This is a genomic window from Streptomyces sp. NPDC059008, assembly GCF_042749045.1.
In the GTDB taxonomy this organism is placed as follows: Bacteria; Actinomycetota; Actinomycetes; order Streptomycetales; family Streptomycetaceae; genus Streptomyces.
The window spans coordinates 1-16,496 of the sequence record NZ_JBHYJC010000082.1 but is presented as its reverse complement, the minus strand read 5'-3'; the positions used below and the strand labels follow the sequence as shown (position 1 = coordinate 16,496).

General features: G+C 69.4%; 12 protein-coding genes. 9 read left to right on the top strand and 3 right to left on the bottom strand.

The window, feature by feature from the left end; all coding sequences use genetic code 11:
• Nucleotides 1-48: 48 nt before the first annotated feature.
• Nucleotides 49-4,008, bottom strand: coding sequence for a type VII secretion protein EccCa (gene eccCa / locus ACFWZH_RS38530; protein ID WP_384442885.1), 3,960 nt, complete (start codon nucleotides 4,006-4,008; stop codon nucleotides 49-51).
• 255 nt (nucleotides 4,009-4,263) lie between these two features.
• Between eccCa and eccD the strand changes: the two genes are divergently transcribed.
• The 6 genes from eccD to ACFWZH_RS38500 all read left to right on the top strand — a co-directional run bounded on the left by eccD (nucleotide 4,264) and on the right by ACFWZH_RS38500 (nucleotide 11,327).
• Nucleotides 4,264-5,727: a type VII secretion integral membrane protein EccD gene (gene eccD / locus ACFWZH_RS38525; RefSeq protein WP_384442882.1), complete on the top strand. Its 1,464-nt coding sequence runs from the start codon at nucleotides 4,264-4,266 to the stop codon at nucleotides 5,725-5,727.
• A gap of 151 nt (nucleotides 5,728-5,878) precedes the next feature.
• Nucleotides 5,879-6,166, top strand: coding sequence for a 30S ribosomal protein S15 (gene rpsO, locus ACFWZH_RS38520; RefSeq protein ID WP_128511718.1), 288 nt, complete (start codon nucleotides 5,879-5,881; stop codon nucleotides 6,164-6,166).
• 293 nt (nucleotides 6,167-6,459) lie between these two features.
• Entirely contained in the window at nucleotides 6,460-8,694 is a 2,235-nt protein-coding gene (locus ACFWZH_RS38515) for a polyribonucleotide nucleotidyltransferase (protein ID WP_384442878.1), read from the top strand.
• The gene (locus ACFWZH_RS38510) at nucleotides 8,691-10,070 is read left to right on the top strand and encodes a M16 family metallopeptidase (protein WP_384442875.1); all 1,380 of its coding nucleotides are present in this window, start codon (nucleotides 8,691-8,693) and stop codon (nucleotides 10,068-10,070) included. The genes ACFWZH_RS38515 and ACFWZH_RS38510 overlap by 4 nt, the downstream gene beginning before the upstream one ends.
• Before the next feature lie 37 nt (nucleotides 10,071-10,107).
• Nucleotides 10,108-10,860 carry a 4-hydroxy-tetrahydrodipicolinate reductase gene (dapB, locus tag ACFWZH_RS38505; RefSeq protein ID WP_384442872.1) on the top strand — a complete coding sequence of 251 codons (753 nt, stop codon included), beginning with the start codon at nucleotides 10,108-10,110 and terminating at the stop codon, nucleotides 10,858-10,860.
• An 11-nt stretch (nucleotides 10,861-10,871) separates the two neighbouring features.
• The gene (locus ACFWZH_RS38500; protein WP_384442869.1) at nucleotides 10,872-11,327 is read left to right on the top strand and encodes a hypothetical protein; all 456 of its coding nucleotides are present in this window, start codon (nucleotides 10,872-10,874) and stop codon (nucleotides 11,325-11,327) included.
• A gap of 69 nt (nucleotides 11,328-11,396) precedes the next feature.
• Here ACFWZH_RS38500 and ACFWZH_RS38495 read toward each other — a convergent pair whose 3' ends face one another.
• Nucleotides 11,397-11,948, bottom strand: a complete 552-nt coding sequence (locus ACFWZH_RS38495) for a hypothetical protein (protein ID WP_384442866.1) — start codon at nucleotides 11,946-11,948, stop codon at nucleotides 11,397-11,399.
• 117 nt (nucleotides 11,949-12,065) lie between these two features.
• Entirely contained in the window at nucleotides 12,066-12,305 is a 240-nt protein-coding gene (locus tag ACFWZH_RS38490) for a hypothetical protein (RefSeq protein ID WP_384442863.1), read from the bottom strand.
• A gap of 232 nt (nucleotides 12,306-12,537) precedes the next feature.
• Here ACFWZH_RS38490 and thyX point away from each other — a divergent pair, with 232 nt between their 5' ends.
• The 3 genes from thyX (at nucleotide 12,538) to ACFWZH_RS38475 (ending at nucleotide 16,191) form a co-directional block, all read left to right on the top strand.
• The gene (thyX, locus tag ACFWZH_RS38485) at nucleotides 12,538-13,296 is read left to right on the top strand and encodes an FAD-dependent thymidylate synthase (RefSeq protein ID WP_384442860.1); all 759 of its coding nucleotides are present in this window, start codon (nucleotides 12,538-12,540) and stop codon (nucleotides 13,294-13,296) included.
• Between the two features lie 196 nt (nucleotides 13,297-13,492).
• Entirely contained in the window at nucleotides 13,493-14,392 is a 900-nt protein-coding gene (dapA, locus tag ACFWZH_RS38480; protein WP_384442857.1) for a 4-hydroxy-tetrahydrodipicolinate synthase, read from the top strand.
• 113 nt (nucleotides 14,393-14,505) lie between these two features.
• Nucleotides 14,506-16,191, top strand: a complete 1,686-nt coding sequence (locus ACFWZH_RS38475) for a ribonuclease J (protein WP_384442855.1) — start codon at nucleotides 14,506-14,508, stop codon at nucleotides 16,189-16,191.
• Nucleotides 16,192-16,496: the final 305 nt, after the last annotated feature.

Here is a 16,496-nt window from a genome sequence, read left to right as displayed (position 1 = left end):
GCGCCCCTCCTGAGAGGGACGCCCCACCGCCGTTGTGCGTGCCGTCGGCTACTGGCCGTTGGCCGGCAGCCAGCCCGTCTGGACCAGCTGCGCACCGCGCTTGCGGGTGATGAACGTCGCCCGGCCGGGCGTGAGGGGCTGACCCTTGACGTTGCCCATCAGCGGACCCTCGGCGGGGTCGGCGGACAGGATCAGGCCCTGCGCACCGAGCTCCTTGGTGCGCTGCATCACCGGTTCGAACGACGACCGTCCGGCACCCGAGGAGCTGCGCGCGATGATCAGGCGCAGACCCAGGTCACGGGCGAACGGCAGGTACTCCAGCAGCGGCTGCAGCGGGTTGCCGCTGCTGGTCGCCACCAGGTCGTAGTCGTCGACGATCACGAACGCGTCCGGCAGGTCGTACCAGCTGCGGTTGCGCAGCTGCTCCGGCGTGACGTCCGGTCCGGGCATCCGTCGGCCCAGCGAACCGGCCAGGCCGCTGATGACCTCCTGCAGCTGCGGACCCGCGGCGCAGTACTTGTACAGATGGCTCTCCGGGACCTCGCCGAGCAGCGCGCGGCGGTAGTCGGAGACCACCATCAGCGCCTTGTCGGACGGGTACCGCTCGGCGATCTGCTTGGTCAGCAGGCGCAGCAGCGACGACTTGCCCGACTCGCTCTCGCCGTAGATGACCAGCAGCGGGTCGGTCTCGAAGTCGATGAACGCCGGCGACAGCGTGGTCTCGTCGACACCGATCGCGATCCCGTGCTCCGGGTAGTCGCTGCCCTTGGGCAGATCGGTGGCGCGCAGCATCGTCGGCAGCATCCGCACCTTCGGGGCGGGCTCGCCCTGCCAGTGCTCCTTGACCGTCGACACCAGGTTCGCGATGCCGTCGCTGATCGTCTCCGGGTCGCTCATCCCGTCCAGGCGCGGCAGCGCCGAGAGGAAGTCGAGCTTCTCGGGGGACAGACCGCGGCCGGGCTTGCCCATCGGGACGTTCTCCGCGCGCTTGCGGTCGAACTCCGACTCCATCGGGTCGCCCAGGCGCAGCTCGACGCGGTTGAGGAGCTGGTCGCGCAGCGCCGGGCGGACCTCGGTGTAGCGGGCGCCGGCGATGATCAGGTGGACACCGAAACCGAGACCCCGGGCGGCGATGTCCAGGATCACCGGGTCGAGCTGCTCGTAGTCGGTCTTGAACGTCGCCCAGCCATCGATGATCAGGAAGACGTCGCCCCACTTCTCGTCGGGGAAGGCGCCCGCGGCCCGCCGCTGGCGGTAGGTCGCGATCGAGTCGATGCTGTTCTGCCGGAAGAACTCCTCACGCTGGTTGAGGATGCCGACGACCTCGGCGACCGTACGGCGGACCTTCTCCGCGTCCAGACGCGAGGCGACACCGCCGACGTGCGGCAGGCCCTCCATCGTCAGCATGCCGCCGCCGCCGAAGTCGAGGCAGTAGAACTGCACCTCGGCAGGGGTGTGGGTGAGCGAGAACGCCGCGATGGCGGAACGGATCAGGGTCGACTTGCCCGACTGCGGACCGCCCACGACCAGACCGTGACCGGCACCGGCGGAGAAGTCCAGGTACATCACGTCGCGCCGCTGCTCGAACGGCTTGTCCACCAGCGCGACCGGCACCACGAGCTTGCCGAGCGCGGTGTACTCGGCCGCGTGCACGCCCCGCTCGGGGGTGACCGCCAGCGTCGGCAGCAGCTGGTTGACCGTCGGCGCCTCCTCCAGTGGCGGCAGCCACACCTGGTGCGCCGGCGGGCCCTGGCCCTGCATCCGCTGGACCATGACGTCCAGCACGGTGTCGGCGAGCGCGTCGTCGATCTCCGGCTCGGCCGCCTCGACGGCCACCGGCTCCTCGATGATCTGCTCGATGACCGGGGCCGCGGTGAAGGGCACCGGCATCCGCATCGACCGGCCACCGGGGCCGCTGCGGCCGCCGCCACCCGGGCCGCGGTAGGTACCGGAGACGTATGCGGCCTTGAACTGGACCATCGTCTCGGTGTCGTACTTCAGGATGCCGGAACCGGGGACGTTCGGCAGGTGGTAGGCGTCCGGCACACCGATCGCGGTCCGCGACTCGGCCGCGGAGAACGTCCGCAGACCCAGCCGGTAGGACAGGAAGGTGTCCAGACCGCGCAGCTTGCCCTCTTCCAGACGCTGCGAGGCGAGCAGCATGTGCACACCCATCGATCGGCCGATGCGGCCGATCTGGATGAACATCTCGATGAAGTCGGGCTTGGCGGCGAGCAGCTCGGAGAACTCGTCGATGATCATCACCAGCGACGGCAGCGGGTCCAGCGGGGCACCCGCGGCACGCGCCTTCTCGTAGTCGGTGATGTTGGCGTAGTTGCCCGCGGAGCGCAGCAGCTCCTGGCGCCGCTGGAGCTCACCGGTGATCGAGTCGCGCATGCGGTCGATCAGCGTGACGTCCTCGCCGAGGTTGGTGATGACCGCCGCGACGTGCGGCATCTCCGACATACCGGTGAAGGTGGCGCCACCCTTGAAGTCCGCGAGGATGAAGTTCAGCGTCTCCGAGGAGTGCGTGACCGCGAGCGCCAGCACCAGGGTGCGCAGCACCTCGGACTTACCGGAACCGGTCGCACCGACACACAGGCCGTGCGGGCCCATGCCCTGCTGCGAGGCTTCCTTGATGTCCAGCATGACCGGCTGGCCGTCGCGGTCGACACCGATCGGGACCCGCAGGCGCTCGGCCAGCGTCCGGGGCCGCCACGTACGCGACACGTCCAGGGAACCGGCGTCGCCGATGTTGAGCAGGTCGGTGAAGTCCAGGGCGGACAGCAGCGGTTCCTCGCCGTCGGCACCCGAACCCGCCCGCAGCGGGGCCAGCTGACGCGCCAGCGCCTCCGACTCGGCGATCGACAGGGTGTCGCAGACACCGTGGTAGACCGCGCCGCTGGCCGACTCCAGCACCAGCTTGCCCGGCCACACCTGTACGGCCAGACCGCCGCGGATCTCGTCCAGGTCGCCCGGGACGACCTCCAGGATGGTGACGCCCTGCAGGCCCTCGGCACCGGCGATCACCGAGTCCATCGGGACCTCGCCGCCGTCGAGCACGATCACCACATGCGGGGTGTCGGTCACCGGAGTGCCCTGCGGGTTGAACCGCCCGCGGCCCTCCAGCTCGTCCGCCAGCAGCTCCTCGACCTCACCGAGGTCGCCGACGACCAGCCGGCGGCTGCCCGCGCCGTCGGTGGACTTGTCCTGGACCTGCGGCAGCCACTTCGTCCACTCCCACTCGGCCTGCGCACCGGGCGCGGCGACGACCGCCACCACCAGGTCCTCGGGCGAGTGCAGGGTGCACAGCTGGGCGATGATCGCGCGCGAGGCGCCGTAGACCGTGTCCGGGTCGCCGGAGACGGTCAGGTGGTAGAAGGCGCGCAGCGAGACCGCCAGCGGCAGGTTGTCCAACTGCCCGTGCTTGTCGAGGAACTCCTTCATCGCATGCGCGGTGAGCGGTTCCAGCTCGTCGACCGGTGCGGTCTCCGGCGCCCTCAGCGGGGTGGCCAGCTGCTGCGGCCCGAGCCCGAGACGCACCTGCCCGAAGTCGGGGTCGGTCGCCCGCCGTTCCCACACCCGTTTGCCCTCGGCCACGATGGACCACAACTGGCTCGGGTCGGGGTGCGTGAAGAGCTGCGCGTCCCGCTGCTTGCGCGCGGTGCGACGCACCTCTTTCCGCTTCTGCGTCAGGTACTTGAGGTAATCCTGACGCTCCTGAAGCATTTGTCCGGAAGGCCCCTGACGGGCTTTGACGATCTGTACGATCGCCATTGCCAGAGTGGACGCCACCATAAAGCCGCCCATGATTTTCATGAACGGCTGGTTGCCCATGAACAGGAATCCCGCGGATGACGCCATGCCCATCATGGGCATAAGGGTCATCAGCATGTTCTCCGATTCGCCTTCACGCGGCAGCTCCGGAGGTGCCTCGAGTGTCACCTCCTCCGAGGGGACTTCGGGTGGCAGCGCGCGGGGCGGGCGCTTGACGATGACAACGCTCACCGAGGCATCAGTCCTTCATGCATCTCGCAGTCTCGGACCGCCCCCGTTGGATTCGACGGTCCCCCCGAGCCAAGTCCTTGGCCCGAACCAGGCGTTGATCCTACTGTTAAGCGTCAAGTCTCGGGGCGGGTGGGGCGGTCGCTGAATTGGACGGTACGCTGACGCCTCGCGAGCGTGCCACAGCCCCGCAGTGACGGCTCTATATATACGGCGCGCGAAGCGACAAAACGCCCAACGGATAGGGGGAACCGCCAGGTGAGCACGAGCACTGGCACCGGCTTTTGCCGGGTCACAGTCGCCGCGCCGGACGCACGGATCGACGTGGCTCTGCCGGAGGACGTCGCACTCGTCGACATTTATCCGGAGATCCTGCGGCTCTCCGGGCAGTCCCAGGCTGAAGGCGCACCGACCGGCTACCACCTCGTACGCCGCGACGGCACGGTCCTCGACGCCGGGCAGTCGCTCGCGCAGCAGCAGATCCTCGACGGCGACCTGCTGCTGCTGAAGCCGTTCGCCGAATCGCTGCCGCTCCCGGTCTTCGACGACGTCTCCGACGCCGTCGCCTCCGCGGTCAAGCGCAACCGCAGCCGCTGGAGCGACGACCTGATGCACGTCGTCGGCCTCACCGCCGGTGTGCTGCTGCTCGTGATGATGGCGTTCGCCCTGTGGTTCTCCAACCCCGTCGACCGCGACATGCACCGCCTGCCGGGCATCATCGCCGGCGTCGTCGGCATCGTCCTGGTCGCCCTGGCCGGTGTCCGCGCCCGGGTCTACGACGACCACGCCTCCTCCATCGCGCTGGGCCTGGCCGCGCTGCCGCATCTGCTGATCGCCGGCTCCGGCATCTTCCCCGTCGACGAGGGCGCCGGCCCCGGCCGGCTGCACCTGCTCGTCGGCTGCGTGACCGTACTGATCGCCTCCGTGCTCCTGGTGGTCCTGCTGCCGCGCGGTGACGCGCCCTTCGTCGCGGCCGCCTTCCTGTCCGCCATCGGCACCCTCGCGGTCTTCGCCGCGATCCTCACCGACGCCCAGCCCCGCGAGGTCGCCGCCGTCACCGCCGTCGTCGCCATCGCGATGGTCGCCTGGCTGCCCGGCCTCTCCGCCCGCTTCGCCCGCCTGCCCATCGGCTACAAGTCGCCCGACCAGATCGCCAAGGGCTCCTTCGACAACGGCGGCGAGACCGAGTCCGTCGACTTCGTCAAGATCGGCAACCAGGCCAAGCGCGGCCACGAGCTGCTGCTCGGCCTCGTCGCCGGCTGCGCCGCCCTGGTCGTGGGCTCGGCCGGTATCGTCCTCGGCTTCTCCGACAACATGTGGGCCCAGCTGCTGGCCCTGGCCGCGGGCATCACGATCATGCTGCGTGCCCGGCTCTTCGACTACACCGCGCAGGTCGCCTGCCTGACCATCGCCGGCATCCTGACGATCGTCCTGCTGATCCTGGGCATCACGCTGCACCCGCCGACGGACATCTTCGTCGACCTCATGCAGTACCAGGACTCCGGTCCGCTGAACATCCGCACCGTCTGGTTCTCCAGCAGCATCGCGGTGGGCGCCGCCCTCCTGGTCGGCGTCGGCCTGGTCGTCCCGCGCAAGGGCGTCACCCCCTTCTGGGGCCGGATCTTCGACGTCTTCGACGGCCTGGTCCTGCTGTCCCTGGTGCCGCTGTGCCTGGCGGTCCTGGACGTCTACAACGAGGTGCGCGGGCTCACCGGCAGCTAGCGCCGCCCCGCCCGTGCCACGGCCCCCCGACCACCCGGTCGGGGGGCCGTTTCGCAGCTGGTACGCTGTGTGACGGTCCGGTCGAGTCATCCAAGATTCCCTGTGAGGCAAACCAGGGGCGCTCACGGACCGAAACCCAGAGGAGTACCGCGTGTCGCTCGACGCCGCTACGAAGAAGCAGATCATGGCCGAGTTCGCCACCAAGGAGGGTGACACCGGCTCCCCCGAGGTCCAGGTCGCGATGCTCACCCGCCGCATCTCGGACCTGACCGAGCACCTCAAGACCCACAAGCACGACCACCACTCCCGCCGTGGTCTGCTGCTGCTCGTCGGCCAGCGCCGTCGCCTGCTGCAGTACCTGGCGAAGAAGGACATCACGCGCTTCCGCGCGCTGGTCGAGCGCCTGGGCATCCGCCGCGGCGCGGCGGGCGCCAAGTAAGACGCCGTAAAGGGAGCGGTTCCCACCGGGGGCCGCTCCCTTTGCCGTACGCACCGGACGCCTACGCCATCTCACGGTGGACGGAAGCTTTGTAGTCTGGTGCCATATCGCAAAACTGAACGCGGTAGGAGCGCCTCCTGGCCGCCGGTCCTCGGTAGTGGCCCCCGGACGGTCCATGCACGGCATGCGACCCCTCTCCGGGTGCTTCGATCGAAGACCGGCCCGCACCGGCGCTCCACCGAAGACGGTCTGCCGCCATACGGGCAGCAGACGCAGACGAGGAGATATTCCTGGTGGAGAACGAGACCCACTACGCCGAAGCCGTGATCGACAACGGCTCCTTCGGCACCCGCACCATCCGCTTCGAGACGGGCCGCCTGGCCAAGCAGGCCGCCGGCTCCGCCGTCGCGTACCTGGACGACGACACCATGGTGCTGTCGGCCACCACCGCCTCCAAGAACCCGAAGGACCAGCTGGACTTCTTCCCGCTGACCGTCGACGTCGAGGAGCGGATGTACGCAGCCGGGAAGATCCCCGGCTCCTTCTTCCGTCGTGAGGGCCGTCCCTCCGAGGACGCCATCCTCACCTGTCGCCTGATCGACCGCCCGCTGCGCCCGTCCTTCAAGAAGGGCCTGCGCAACGAGATCCAGATCGTCGAGACGATCATGGCGCTCAACCCCGACCACCTCTACGACGTGGTCGCCATCAACGCCGCCTCCTGCTCCACGCAGCTGGCCGGCCTGCCCTTCTCCGGCCCCATCGGTGGTACCCGCGTCGCCCTGATCAAGGGCCAGTGGGTGGCCTTCCCGACCCACACCGAGCTCGAGGACGCCGTCTTCGACATGGTCGTGGCCGGCCGCGTCCTCCCGGACGGCGACGTCGCGATCATGATGGTCGAGGCCGAGGCCACCGAGAAGACCATCCAGCTGGTCAAGGACGGTGCCGAGGCCCCGACCGAGGAGGTCGTGGCCGCCGGTCTCGAGGCCGCGAAGCCCTTCATCAAGGTCCTGTGCAAGGCGCAGTCGGACCTCGCCGCCAAGGCCGCCAAGCCGGTCGGCGAGTTCCCGATCTTCCTCGACTACCAGGACGACGTCCTGGAGGCCCTCACCAAGGCCGTCAAGGACGAGCTCGCCCAGGCGCTGACCATCGCCGGCAAGCAGGAGCGCGAGTCCGAGCTGGACCGCGTCAAGGGCCTGGCCGCCGAGAAGCTGCTGCCGGAGTTCGAGGGCCGCGAGAAGGAGATCTCCGCCGCGTACCGCTCGCTGACCAAGACCCTGGTCCGTGAGCGCGTCATCAAGGAGAAGAAGCGCATCGACGGCCGCGGCGTCACGGACATCCGTACGCTGGCCGCCGAGGTCGAGGCCATCCCGCGGGTGCACGGTTCCGCGCTGTTCGAGCGTGGCGAGACCCAGATCCTGGGCGTCACCACCCTCAACATGCTCCGTATGGAGCAGCAGCTGGACACCCTCTCCCCGGTGACCCGCAAGCGCTACATGCACAACTACAACTTCCCGCCCTACTCCACCGGTGAGACCGGTCGCGTCGGCTCCCCCAAGCGCCGCGAGATCGGCCACGGTGCGCTCGCCGAGCGCGCGCTGACGCCGGTGCTGCCGACCCGCGAGGAGTTCCCGTACGCGATCCGTCAGGTCTCCGAGGCCCTCGGCTCCAACGGATCCACGTCCATGGGCTCGGTCTGCGCCTCGACCATGTCGCTGTTCAACGCCGGTGTGCCGCTCAAGGCCCCGGTCGCGGGCATCGCCATGGGTCTGATCTCCCAGGAGATCGACGGCGAGACCCACTACGTCACCCTCACCGACATCCTCGGTGCGGAGGACGCCTTCGGTGACATGGACTTCAAGGTCGCCGGCACGAAGACCTTCGTGACCGCCCTCCAGCTCGACACCAAGCTGGACGGCATCCCGGCCTCCGTCCTGGCCGCGGCCCTCAAGCAGGCCCGCGACGCCCGGATGCACATCCTGGACGTGATGAACGAGGCGATCGACGTTCCGGACGAGATGTCCCCGAACGCGCCGCGGATCATCACCGTCAAGATCCCGGTGGACAAGATCGGTGAGGTCATCGGCCCCAAGGGCAAGATGATCAACCAGATCCAGGAGGACACCGGCGCCGACATCACGATCGAGGACGACGGCACCATCTACATCGGTGCCGCCGACGGCCCGGCCGCCGAGGCCGCCCGCGCCACGATCAACGGCATCGCCAACCCGACCATGCCGGAGGTCGGCGAGCGCTACCTGGGCACGGTCGTCAAGACCACCACCTTCGGTGCGTTCGTCTCCCTGCTCCCGGGCAAGGACGGCCTGCTGCACATCTCGCAGATCCGCAAGCTCGCCGGCGGCAAGCGCGTGGAGAACGTCGAGGACGTGCTCGCGGTGGGCGCCAAGGTCCAGGTCGAGATCGCCGAGATCGACCAGCGCGGCAAGCTCTCCCTGATCCCCGTGATCGAGGAGGAAGACACCGCCAAGGCCGACACGAAGGACGACACGAAGGACGACACCGACAAGTGACGTCCCGTACGCACAGGACGACGGCCCGCACCTCTTCGGAGGGGCGGGCCGTCGCCCGTACCCAAACGCTTCTCAAGGGCACCGCGGGCGCCGGCACGGTCCGTAGGACCACCCTCCCCGGCGGTCTGCGCATCGTCACCGAGACGCTGCCGTCGGTCCGCTCGGTGACCTTCGGGATCTGGGCGCACGTCGGCTCCCGCGACGAGACCCCGTCCCTCAACGGCGCCACGCACTACCTCGAGCACCTGCTCTTCAAGGGCACCGAGCGGCGCAGCGCGCTGGACATCTCCGCCGCCATCGACGCGGTCGGCGGCGAGATGAACGCCTTCACCGCGAAGGAGTACACCTGCTACTACGCGCGGGTGCTCGACACCGACCTGCCGCTGGCCATAGACGTGGTCTGCGACATGCTCACCGGCTCGCTGATCGAGGCCGAGGACGTGGACGCCGAGCGCGGGGTCATCCTCGAAGAGATCGCGATGACCGAGGACGACCCCGGCGACTGTGTGCACGACCTGTTCGCGCACACCATGCTCGGCGACACCCCGCTCGGCCGCCCGGTCCTGGGCACCGTCGACACCGTCAACGCCCTCACCGCCGACCGCGTCCGCCGGTTCTACAAGAAGCACTACGACCCCACGCACCTGGTCGTCACCGCCGCCGGCAACATCGACCACGCCAAGGTCGTCCGCATGGTCCGCCGCGCCTTCGAGCAGGCCGGGGCACTGGAGCGGACGGACGCCGTCCCGATCGCCCCGCGCTCCGGCGCCCGCGCCATCCGCACCGCCGGCCGCGTGGAGCTGCTCAACCGCAGGACCGAGCAGGCCCATGTGATCCTCGGGATGCCCGGCATGGCACGCACCGACGACCGCCGATGGGCGATGGGCGTGCTGAACACGGCCCTGGGCGGCGGCATGTCGTCCCGGCTCTTCCAGGAGGTCCGGGAGAAGCGCGGCCTGGCCTACAGCGTGTACTCGTACACCTCGGGCTTCGCCGACTGCGGCCTCTTCGGGGTCTACGCCGGCTGCCGCCCCAGCCAGGTGCACGACGTCCTGAAGATCTGCCGCGACGAGCTCGACCAGGTGGCGGCGCACGGCCTCAGCGACGACGAGATCCACCGCGCCATCGGCCAGCTGCGCGGATCCACCGTCCTCGGCCTGGAGGACACCGGCGCGCTGATGCACCGCATCGGCAAGAGCGAGCTGTGCTGGGGCGGGCAGATGTCGGTCGACGAGATGCTCGCCCGGATAGCGGCCGTCACCCCCGACGAGGTCCGCGAGGTGGCCCGCGACGTGCTCGGCCACCGCCCCTCGCTGTCCGTCATCGGCCCCCTGAAGGACCGGCAGGCGGCCCGCCTGGACGACGTCGTCGCCTAGGCCCGCCGCCGTACCACCGAGAGAGAGACTGGAAACGATGAGCAAGCTGCGCGTGGCCGTACTCGGAGCCCAGGGACGCATCGGCTCCGAGGCCGTACGGGCCGTCGAGGCCGCCGAGGACATGGAGCTGGTCGCCGGGCTCGGCCGGGGGGACAAGCTGGAGACGCTGGTCGAGGCCGGCGCCCAGGTCGTGGTCGAGCTGACCAACCCCGGCGCGGTGATGGGCAACCTCGACTTCTGCGTGCGACACGGCATCCACGCGGTGGTCGGCACCACCGGCTGGACCGACGAGCGCCTCGCGCAGCTGCGCACCTCGCTCGCCGCCTCGCCGGAGGCGGGCGTGCTGATCGCCCCGAACTTCTCCATCGGTGCGGTGCTGACCATGCGGTTCGCCCAGCAGGCGGCACGCTTCTTCGAGTCGGTCGAGGTCGTCGAGCTGCACCACCCGAAGAAGGCGGACGCCCCGTCCGGCACCGCGGCCCGCACCGCCCAGCTGATCGCCAAGGCCCGTGAGGAGGCCGGCTGCGCCCCGCAGCCGGACGCCACCAGCACCGCGCTGGACGGTGCCCGCGGCGCGGACGTGGACGGCGTGCCGGTGCACTCGGTACGGCTGCGCGGGCTGCTGGCCCACCAGGAGGTGCTGTTCGGCGGCGAGGGCGAGACGCTCACCATCCGCCATGACTCGCTGCACCACAGCAGCTTCATGCCGGGCATCCTGCTCGGTGTGCGCCGCGTGGTGAGCACGCCGGGCCTGACCGTGGGCCTGGAACACTTCCTCGACCTGGACTGAGGCGGACGGTCATGGGCGGCAAGATCACGTACTTCTTCCTCGCCACCGTGCTGGTGATCGTCTTCGGCGTGGTGGCGCTGGAGGGCGTACTCCTGCTGCTGACCGGCGAGCCGGCCGCGATGGGGATGGGCGCGGTGGCCTTCGTGCTGCCGTGCATCGGCGCGTGGTTCCTCTGGCACAACACCCGCTTCGCGCGCGACGCGCACCGGCTGGCGCACGCGCTGGAGGCCGAGGGCGGACTGCCGGTCGACGAGCTGGAGCGGACCCCCGGCGGCCGGATCGACCGGGCCGCGGCCGACGCGGTCTTCGCCCGGAGGCAGGCCGAGACGGAGGAAGCGCCCGGCGACTGGCGCACGTGGTTCCGCCTGGCGGTCGCCTACCACGACGCCCGGGACACCCCGCGCGCCCGCAAGGCCATGCAGCGCGCGATCGCTCTGCACGACGGCGCGCCGTCCCAGGCGTCCTGACCCGGGGCGCGATCGGTCCCGCCGGTCGCGCCCCGGGGCCTGTCCGGCCCTGATCGACCGGATGAGGACTCAGGCGCGGTACTCCGCCGCCCAGGCCTCCAGCACGTCGGTGGCCCGTTCGAACGCCTCCGGGCGGTGGAGGAAGTCGGCGTTGTGGTCGGTGACCAGGGTCCGGAGCGGCTCGCCCCGCCTGCGGTCGACGACCAGCGCCTGCCCCTGCACCGTCCGTGGCAGCCCCAGCCAGCGCACCGGCTGCTGGCGGGTACCCACCGAGGCGAGGGCGCTCCACGGCTCCGTGGTCGTACGCAGCAGGTTCACCTGCCGCAGGCCGTGCGAGCTGACCCACAGGCCCACCCTCAGCAGCCGCAGTGCGAGGGCGATCGTCAGTGCGCCGATCGCCGCGACGATCCCGGCGCCGGGCAGTGAGCCCGCCATCGCGATGATCATCGAGGAGAGCAGCACGAACGAGGCGAGCAGCAAAAGCACGGACGCCGCCCCCACCCGCCACGGTCCGGGGCGGTAGGGACGGCGCCAGTGGTCGGGCTCGTCATGCGGCAGCGCGGCCGATTCCGCGGCATCGGCATCGAGGTCGCGGTCGGCCGTCAGGAAGGGCAGGGGCACGGCTGATCCTCACTCGGGGCGGCTCAGCACTGACGAACGTGCTGAGGAAGCTGTGACCGGTGAGGCTATCGGGACCTGCGGAGCGGAACCACTCGGTGGTCCGCTCCGCTCGCCCGTTCAGCGATGGGCCGCCTCGGACTGATGCGTCCGATTCGAGGCCGAGCTGTCCTGCTGCAGTGCGGGAACGCCGAACAGCAGGGCGCCGGCCAGGCCGCCCACGACTGTCAGCGTGATCAGTGACTGGCCGAGGAGCTGCGCACGGGAGGCGCGCTCGCGCGGCGGGGGAGTGACATTGCTGCGGAACCGGTCTGCCTCGGCAACGAAGGCGAACGGGACGGGCTCTCGCCGGCGGAACATGAGCGGGCTCTCCTAGGAACCTCGTAGTGGGCACTGTCACAGGGTTAGACGTGTGTGGCGTCCGATTGGTGCCCGTTTTCCGAGACTTCTGTGAAAAATATCAACTCCCGCTCCACGCCCTGCTACAGACCGTCCCTTTTGCGGCTAACGCGGCATCACGCCGCATTCTCTGGGCTGTCAGTGGCGGGCCGTAGGCTGGTCGCGCACGAGGATCGAACGGAAGGAACCGCCGGTGTCCCACACCCCCGCCGACAGCACTGAGAGCCCCGACGGCACAGCCGTCAGCTTCCGGAGCGAGGTGACGGTCGAGCTGGTCAAGCACAGCGCCGCGGACAGCGACGTGCTGTGGGCGGCCCGCGTCTCCACGGCCGGCGAGCAGTCCCTCGAGGAGCTGCAGAAGGACCCGGAGCGCTCCAAGGGCTTGATCAACTACCTGATGCGGGACCGGCACGGCAGCCCCTTCGAGCACAACTCCATGACGTTCTTCATCAGCGCACCGATCTTCGTCTTCCGCGAGTTCATGCGCCACCGCGTCGGCTGGTCGTACAACGAGGAGTCCGGTCGCTACCGCCAGCTGGAGCCGGTCTTCTACGTCCCCGGTGAGTCCCGCAAGCTCGTCCAGCAGGGCCGCCCGGGCAAGTACGAGTTCGTCGAGGGCACCCCGGCGCAGCACGAGCTCACCGGCCGCGTCATGGAGGACTCCTACCGCCAGGCGTACGAGGCCTATCAGGAGATGCTCGCCGCCGGCGTCGCCCGCGAGGTCGCCCGCGCGGTCCTCCCCGTCGGCCTGTTCTCCTCCATGTACGCGACCTGCAACGCTCGCTCGCTGATGCACTTCCTCGGCCTGCGCACCCAGCACGAGCAGGCGAAGGTGCCGTCCTTCCCGCAGCGCGAGATCGAAATGGTCGGGGAGCAGATGGAGGCCCACTGGTCCAAGCTCATGCCGCTCACGTACGGCGCATTCAACGCCAACGGCCGGATCGCGCCGTAAAGCCCAGGCGGCGGGCCGGATGCCGGGCGCGCAGGGTAGGCGTGCGAGATGTCCGGATTGCGGCACTTTGAGAAGTTCATCTACGCTGAACAGACGGACCCGGCACTGCTTGAACCCCCGAGCAGGCAGTGCCGGAGTCCACATCCCTGCTCCCCGGAGGCGCACCCCGCGGTGAGCTACGAGTAGCGTGGGACCCATGGCTCCGACTTCCACACCGCAGACCCCCTTCGGGCGGGTGCTGACCGCCATGGTCACGCCGTTCACGGCGGATGGCGCCCTCGACCTCGACGGCGCGCAGCGGCTCGCCGCACACCTGGTGGACGCCGGTAACGACGGCCTCGTCGTCAACGGCACCACTGGAGAGTCCCCGACCACGAGCGACGCGGAGAAAGCCCAGCTCGTCCGCGCCGTGGTCGAAGCGGTCGGCGACCGCGCCTTCGTCGTCGCCGGAGCCGGCACCAACGACACCCGTCACAGCCTCGAGCTGGCCCGCGCCGCCCAGGACGCCGGTGCCCATGGCCTGCTCGCGGTGACGCCGTACTACAGCAAGCCGCCGCAGGAGGGCCTGCTGCGGCACTTCACGGCCATCGCGGACGCCACCGACCTGCCGGTCATGCTCTATGACATCCCCGGCCGCAGCGGCGTCCCGATCAACACCGAGACCATCGTCCGGCTCGCCGAGCACCCCCGGATCGTCGCCAACAAGGACGCCAAGGGCGACCTCGGCCGCGCCAGCTGGGCGATCGCCCGCTCCGGTCTCGCCTGGTACAGCGGCGACGACATGCTGAACCTCCCGCTGCTCTCGGTCGGAGCCGTGGGGTTCGTGTCCGTGGTGGGCCACATCGTCACCCCCGAGCTGCGCGCCCTCCTGGACGCCCACCTCAACGGCGACGTCACCAAGGCCACCGAGATCCACCAGAAGCTGCTGCCCGTCTTCACCGGCATGTTCCGCACCCAGGGCGTGATCACCACCAAGGCCGCCCTCGGCCTGCAGAACCTGCCCGCCGGCCCGCTGCGCCTGCCGCTCGTCGAGCTCTCCCCCGAGGAGACCGAACAGCTCAAGCGCGATCTCGCCGCCGGCGGGGTACAGCTCTGAACACAGACTTCATAACTGAATACGGACCAACAACCGCCACATAGCAAGTGCACGAATGTCATGCGCGCCACGTGCCTCGACGGCAGCGTGGCGTGTGTGGTGAGGAGAGTCTTTTGAGTCATCCGCATCCTGAGCTCGGCGCCCCGCCGAAGCTTCCCAAGGGCGGCCTGCGCGTCACCCCCCTCGGCGGCCTGGGTGAGATCGGCCGCAACATGACGGTCTTCGAATACGGCGGCCGGCTGCTGATCGTCGACTGCGGAGTGCTCTTCCCCGAGGAGGAGCAGCCCGGAATCGACCTGATCCTGCCGGACTTCTCGTCCATCAGGGACCGCCTCGACGACATCGACGGCATCGTGCTCACGCACGGTCACGAGGACCACATCGGCGGTGTCCCCTACCTCCTGCGCGAGAAGCCGGACATCCCCCTCATCGGCTCGAAGCTGACCCTCGCCCTGATCGAGGCGAAGCTCCAGGAGCACCGGATCCGCCCCTACACCCTGGAGGTGAAGGAGGGGCACACCGAGAAGATCGGCTCCTTCGACTGCGAGTTCGTCGCGGTCAACCACTCCATCCCCGACGCGCTGGCCGTCGCCATCCGCACCCCCGCGGGCATGGTCGTCCACACCGGTGACTTCAAGATGGACCAGCTCCCGCTGGACCGCCGCCTCACCGACCTCCCCGCGTTCGCCAGGCTCGGCGAGGAGGGCATCGACCTCCTCCTCTCCGACTCCACGAACGCCGAGGTCCCCGGCTTCGTCCCGCCCGAGCGCGACATCTCCAACGTGCTGCGCCAGGTCTTCGCGAACGCCCAGAAGCGCATCATCGTCGCCAGCTTCGCCAGCCATGTGCACCGCATCCAGCAGATCCTCGACGCGGCCCACGAGTACGGCCGCCGGGTCGCCTTCGTCGGCCGCTCGATGGTCCGCAACATGGGCATCGCCCGCGAGCTGGGCTATCTGAAGGTCCCGGCCGGCCTGGTCGTCGACGTCAAGACCCTCGACGACCTCCCCGACGACGAGGTCGTGCTGGTCTGCACGGGCTCCCAGGGCGAGCCGATGGCGGCGCTGTCCCGGATGGCCAACCGCGACCACCAGATCCGGATCGTCCAGGGCGACACCGTGATCCTGGCGTCCTCGCTCATCCCCGGCAACGAGAACGCGGTCTACCGGGTCATCAACGGACTGACCCGCTGGGGCGCCAACGTCGTCCACAAGGGCAACGCCAAGGTCCATGTCTCGGGCCACGCCTCGGCCGGCGAGCTGCTGTACTTCTACAACATCTGCAAGCCGAGGAACCTCATGCCGGTGCACGGCGAATGGCGCCATCTGCGCGCCAACGCCGAGCTGGGCGCGCTGACCGGCGTGCCGAAGGACCGGATCGTCATCGCCGAGGACGGCGTCGTGGTCGACCTGATCGACGGCGTCGCGAGGATCTCCGGCAAGGTCCAGGCGGGCTATGTCTACGTCGACGGCCTGTCGGTCGGCGATGTCACCGAGGCCCACCTCAAGGACCGCCGGATCCTGGGCGACGAAGGCATCATCTCCGTCTACGTCGTCGTGGACAGCAGCACCGGCAAGATCGTCGGTGGTCCGAACATCCACGCCCGTGGCTCGGGAATCGACGATGCGGCCTTCTCCGCCGTGATCCCCAAGATCGACGAGGCCCTCGCCAAGTCGGCCCAGGACGGCATCACGGAGCCCCACCAGCTCCAGCAGCTGGTCCGCCGCTCGGTCGGCAAGTGGGTGTCGGACAACTACCGCCGCCGCCCGATGATCCTCCCCGTGGTCGTCGAGGTCTGACGCACGGAGTCGTACGAAGGTACTCAAGTCGGAGCGGGGCGCCTGGATTTGCATCCGGGCGCCCCGCTCCAGTACGTTTACGGCTCCGCCTGAACGGGAAGCCCCGCACGCCTGCGCGTACGGATGGCTTCCGACACCAGGCGGAATTCCGACCCAGAGCAATCTGATAAAGTCGGATCAGCCGAAAGGCAAAACCCCTCCGACGGAAATCGGAACCGGAATCGAAGCGAAACCGGATCTGCTAGAGTCGGAAACGCGAAGAAGCCGAAAGGCCGAAACGCACCGGCGAAAATCGGAGCCGCAAG

What these genes read in the sequence shown, in the direction of transcription:
- dapB (WP_384442872.1), top strand. Translation starts at nt 10,108, where the DNA reads ATGAGCAAGCTGCGCGTGGCCGTACTCGGAGCCCAGGGACGCATCGGC.
- ACFWZH_RS38500 (WP_384442869.1), top strand. Translation starts at nt 10,872, where the DNA reads ATGGGCGGCAAGATCACGTACTTCTTCCTCGCCACCGTGCTGGTGATC.
- ACFWZH_RS38490 (WP_384442863.1), bottom strand. Translation starts at nt 12,305, where the DNA reads ATGTTCCGCCGGCGAGAGCCCGTCCCGTTCGCCTTCGTTGCCGAGGCA.
- dapA (WP_384442857.1), top strand. Translation starts at nt 13,493, where the DNA reads ATGGCTCCGACTTCCACACCGCAGACCCCCTTCGGGCGGGTGCTGACC.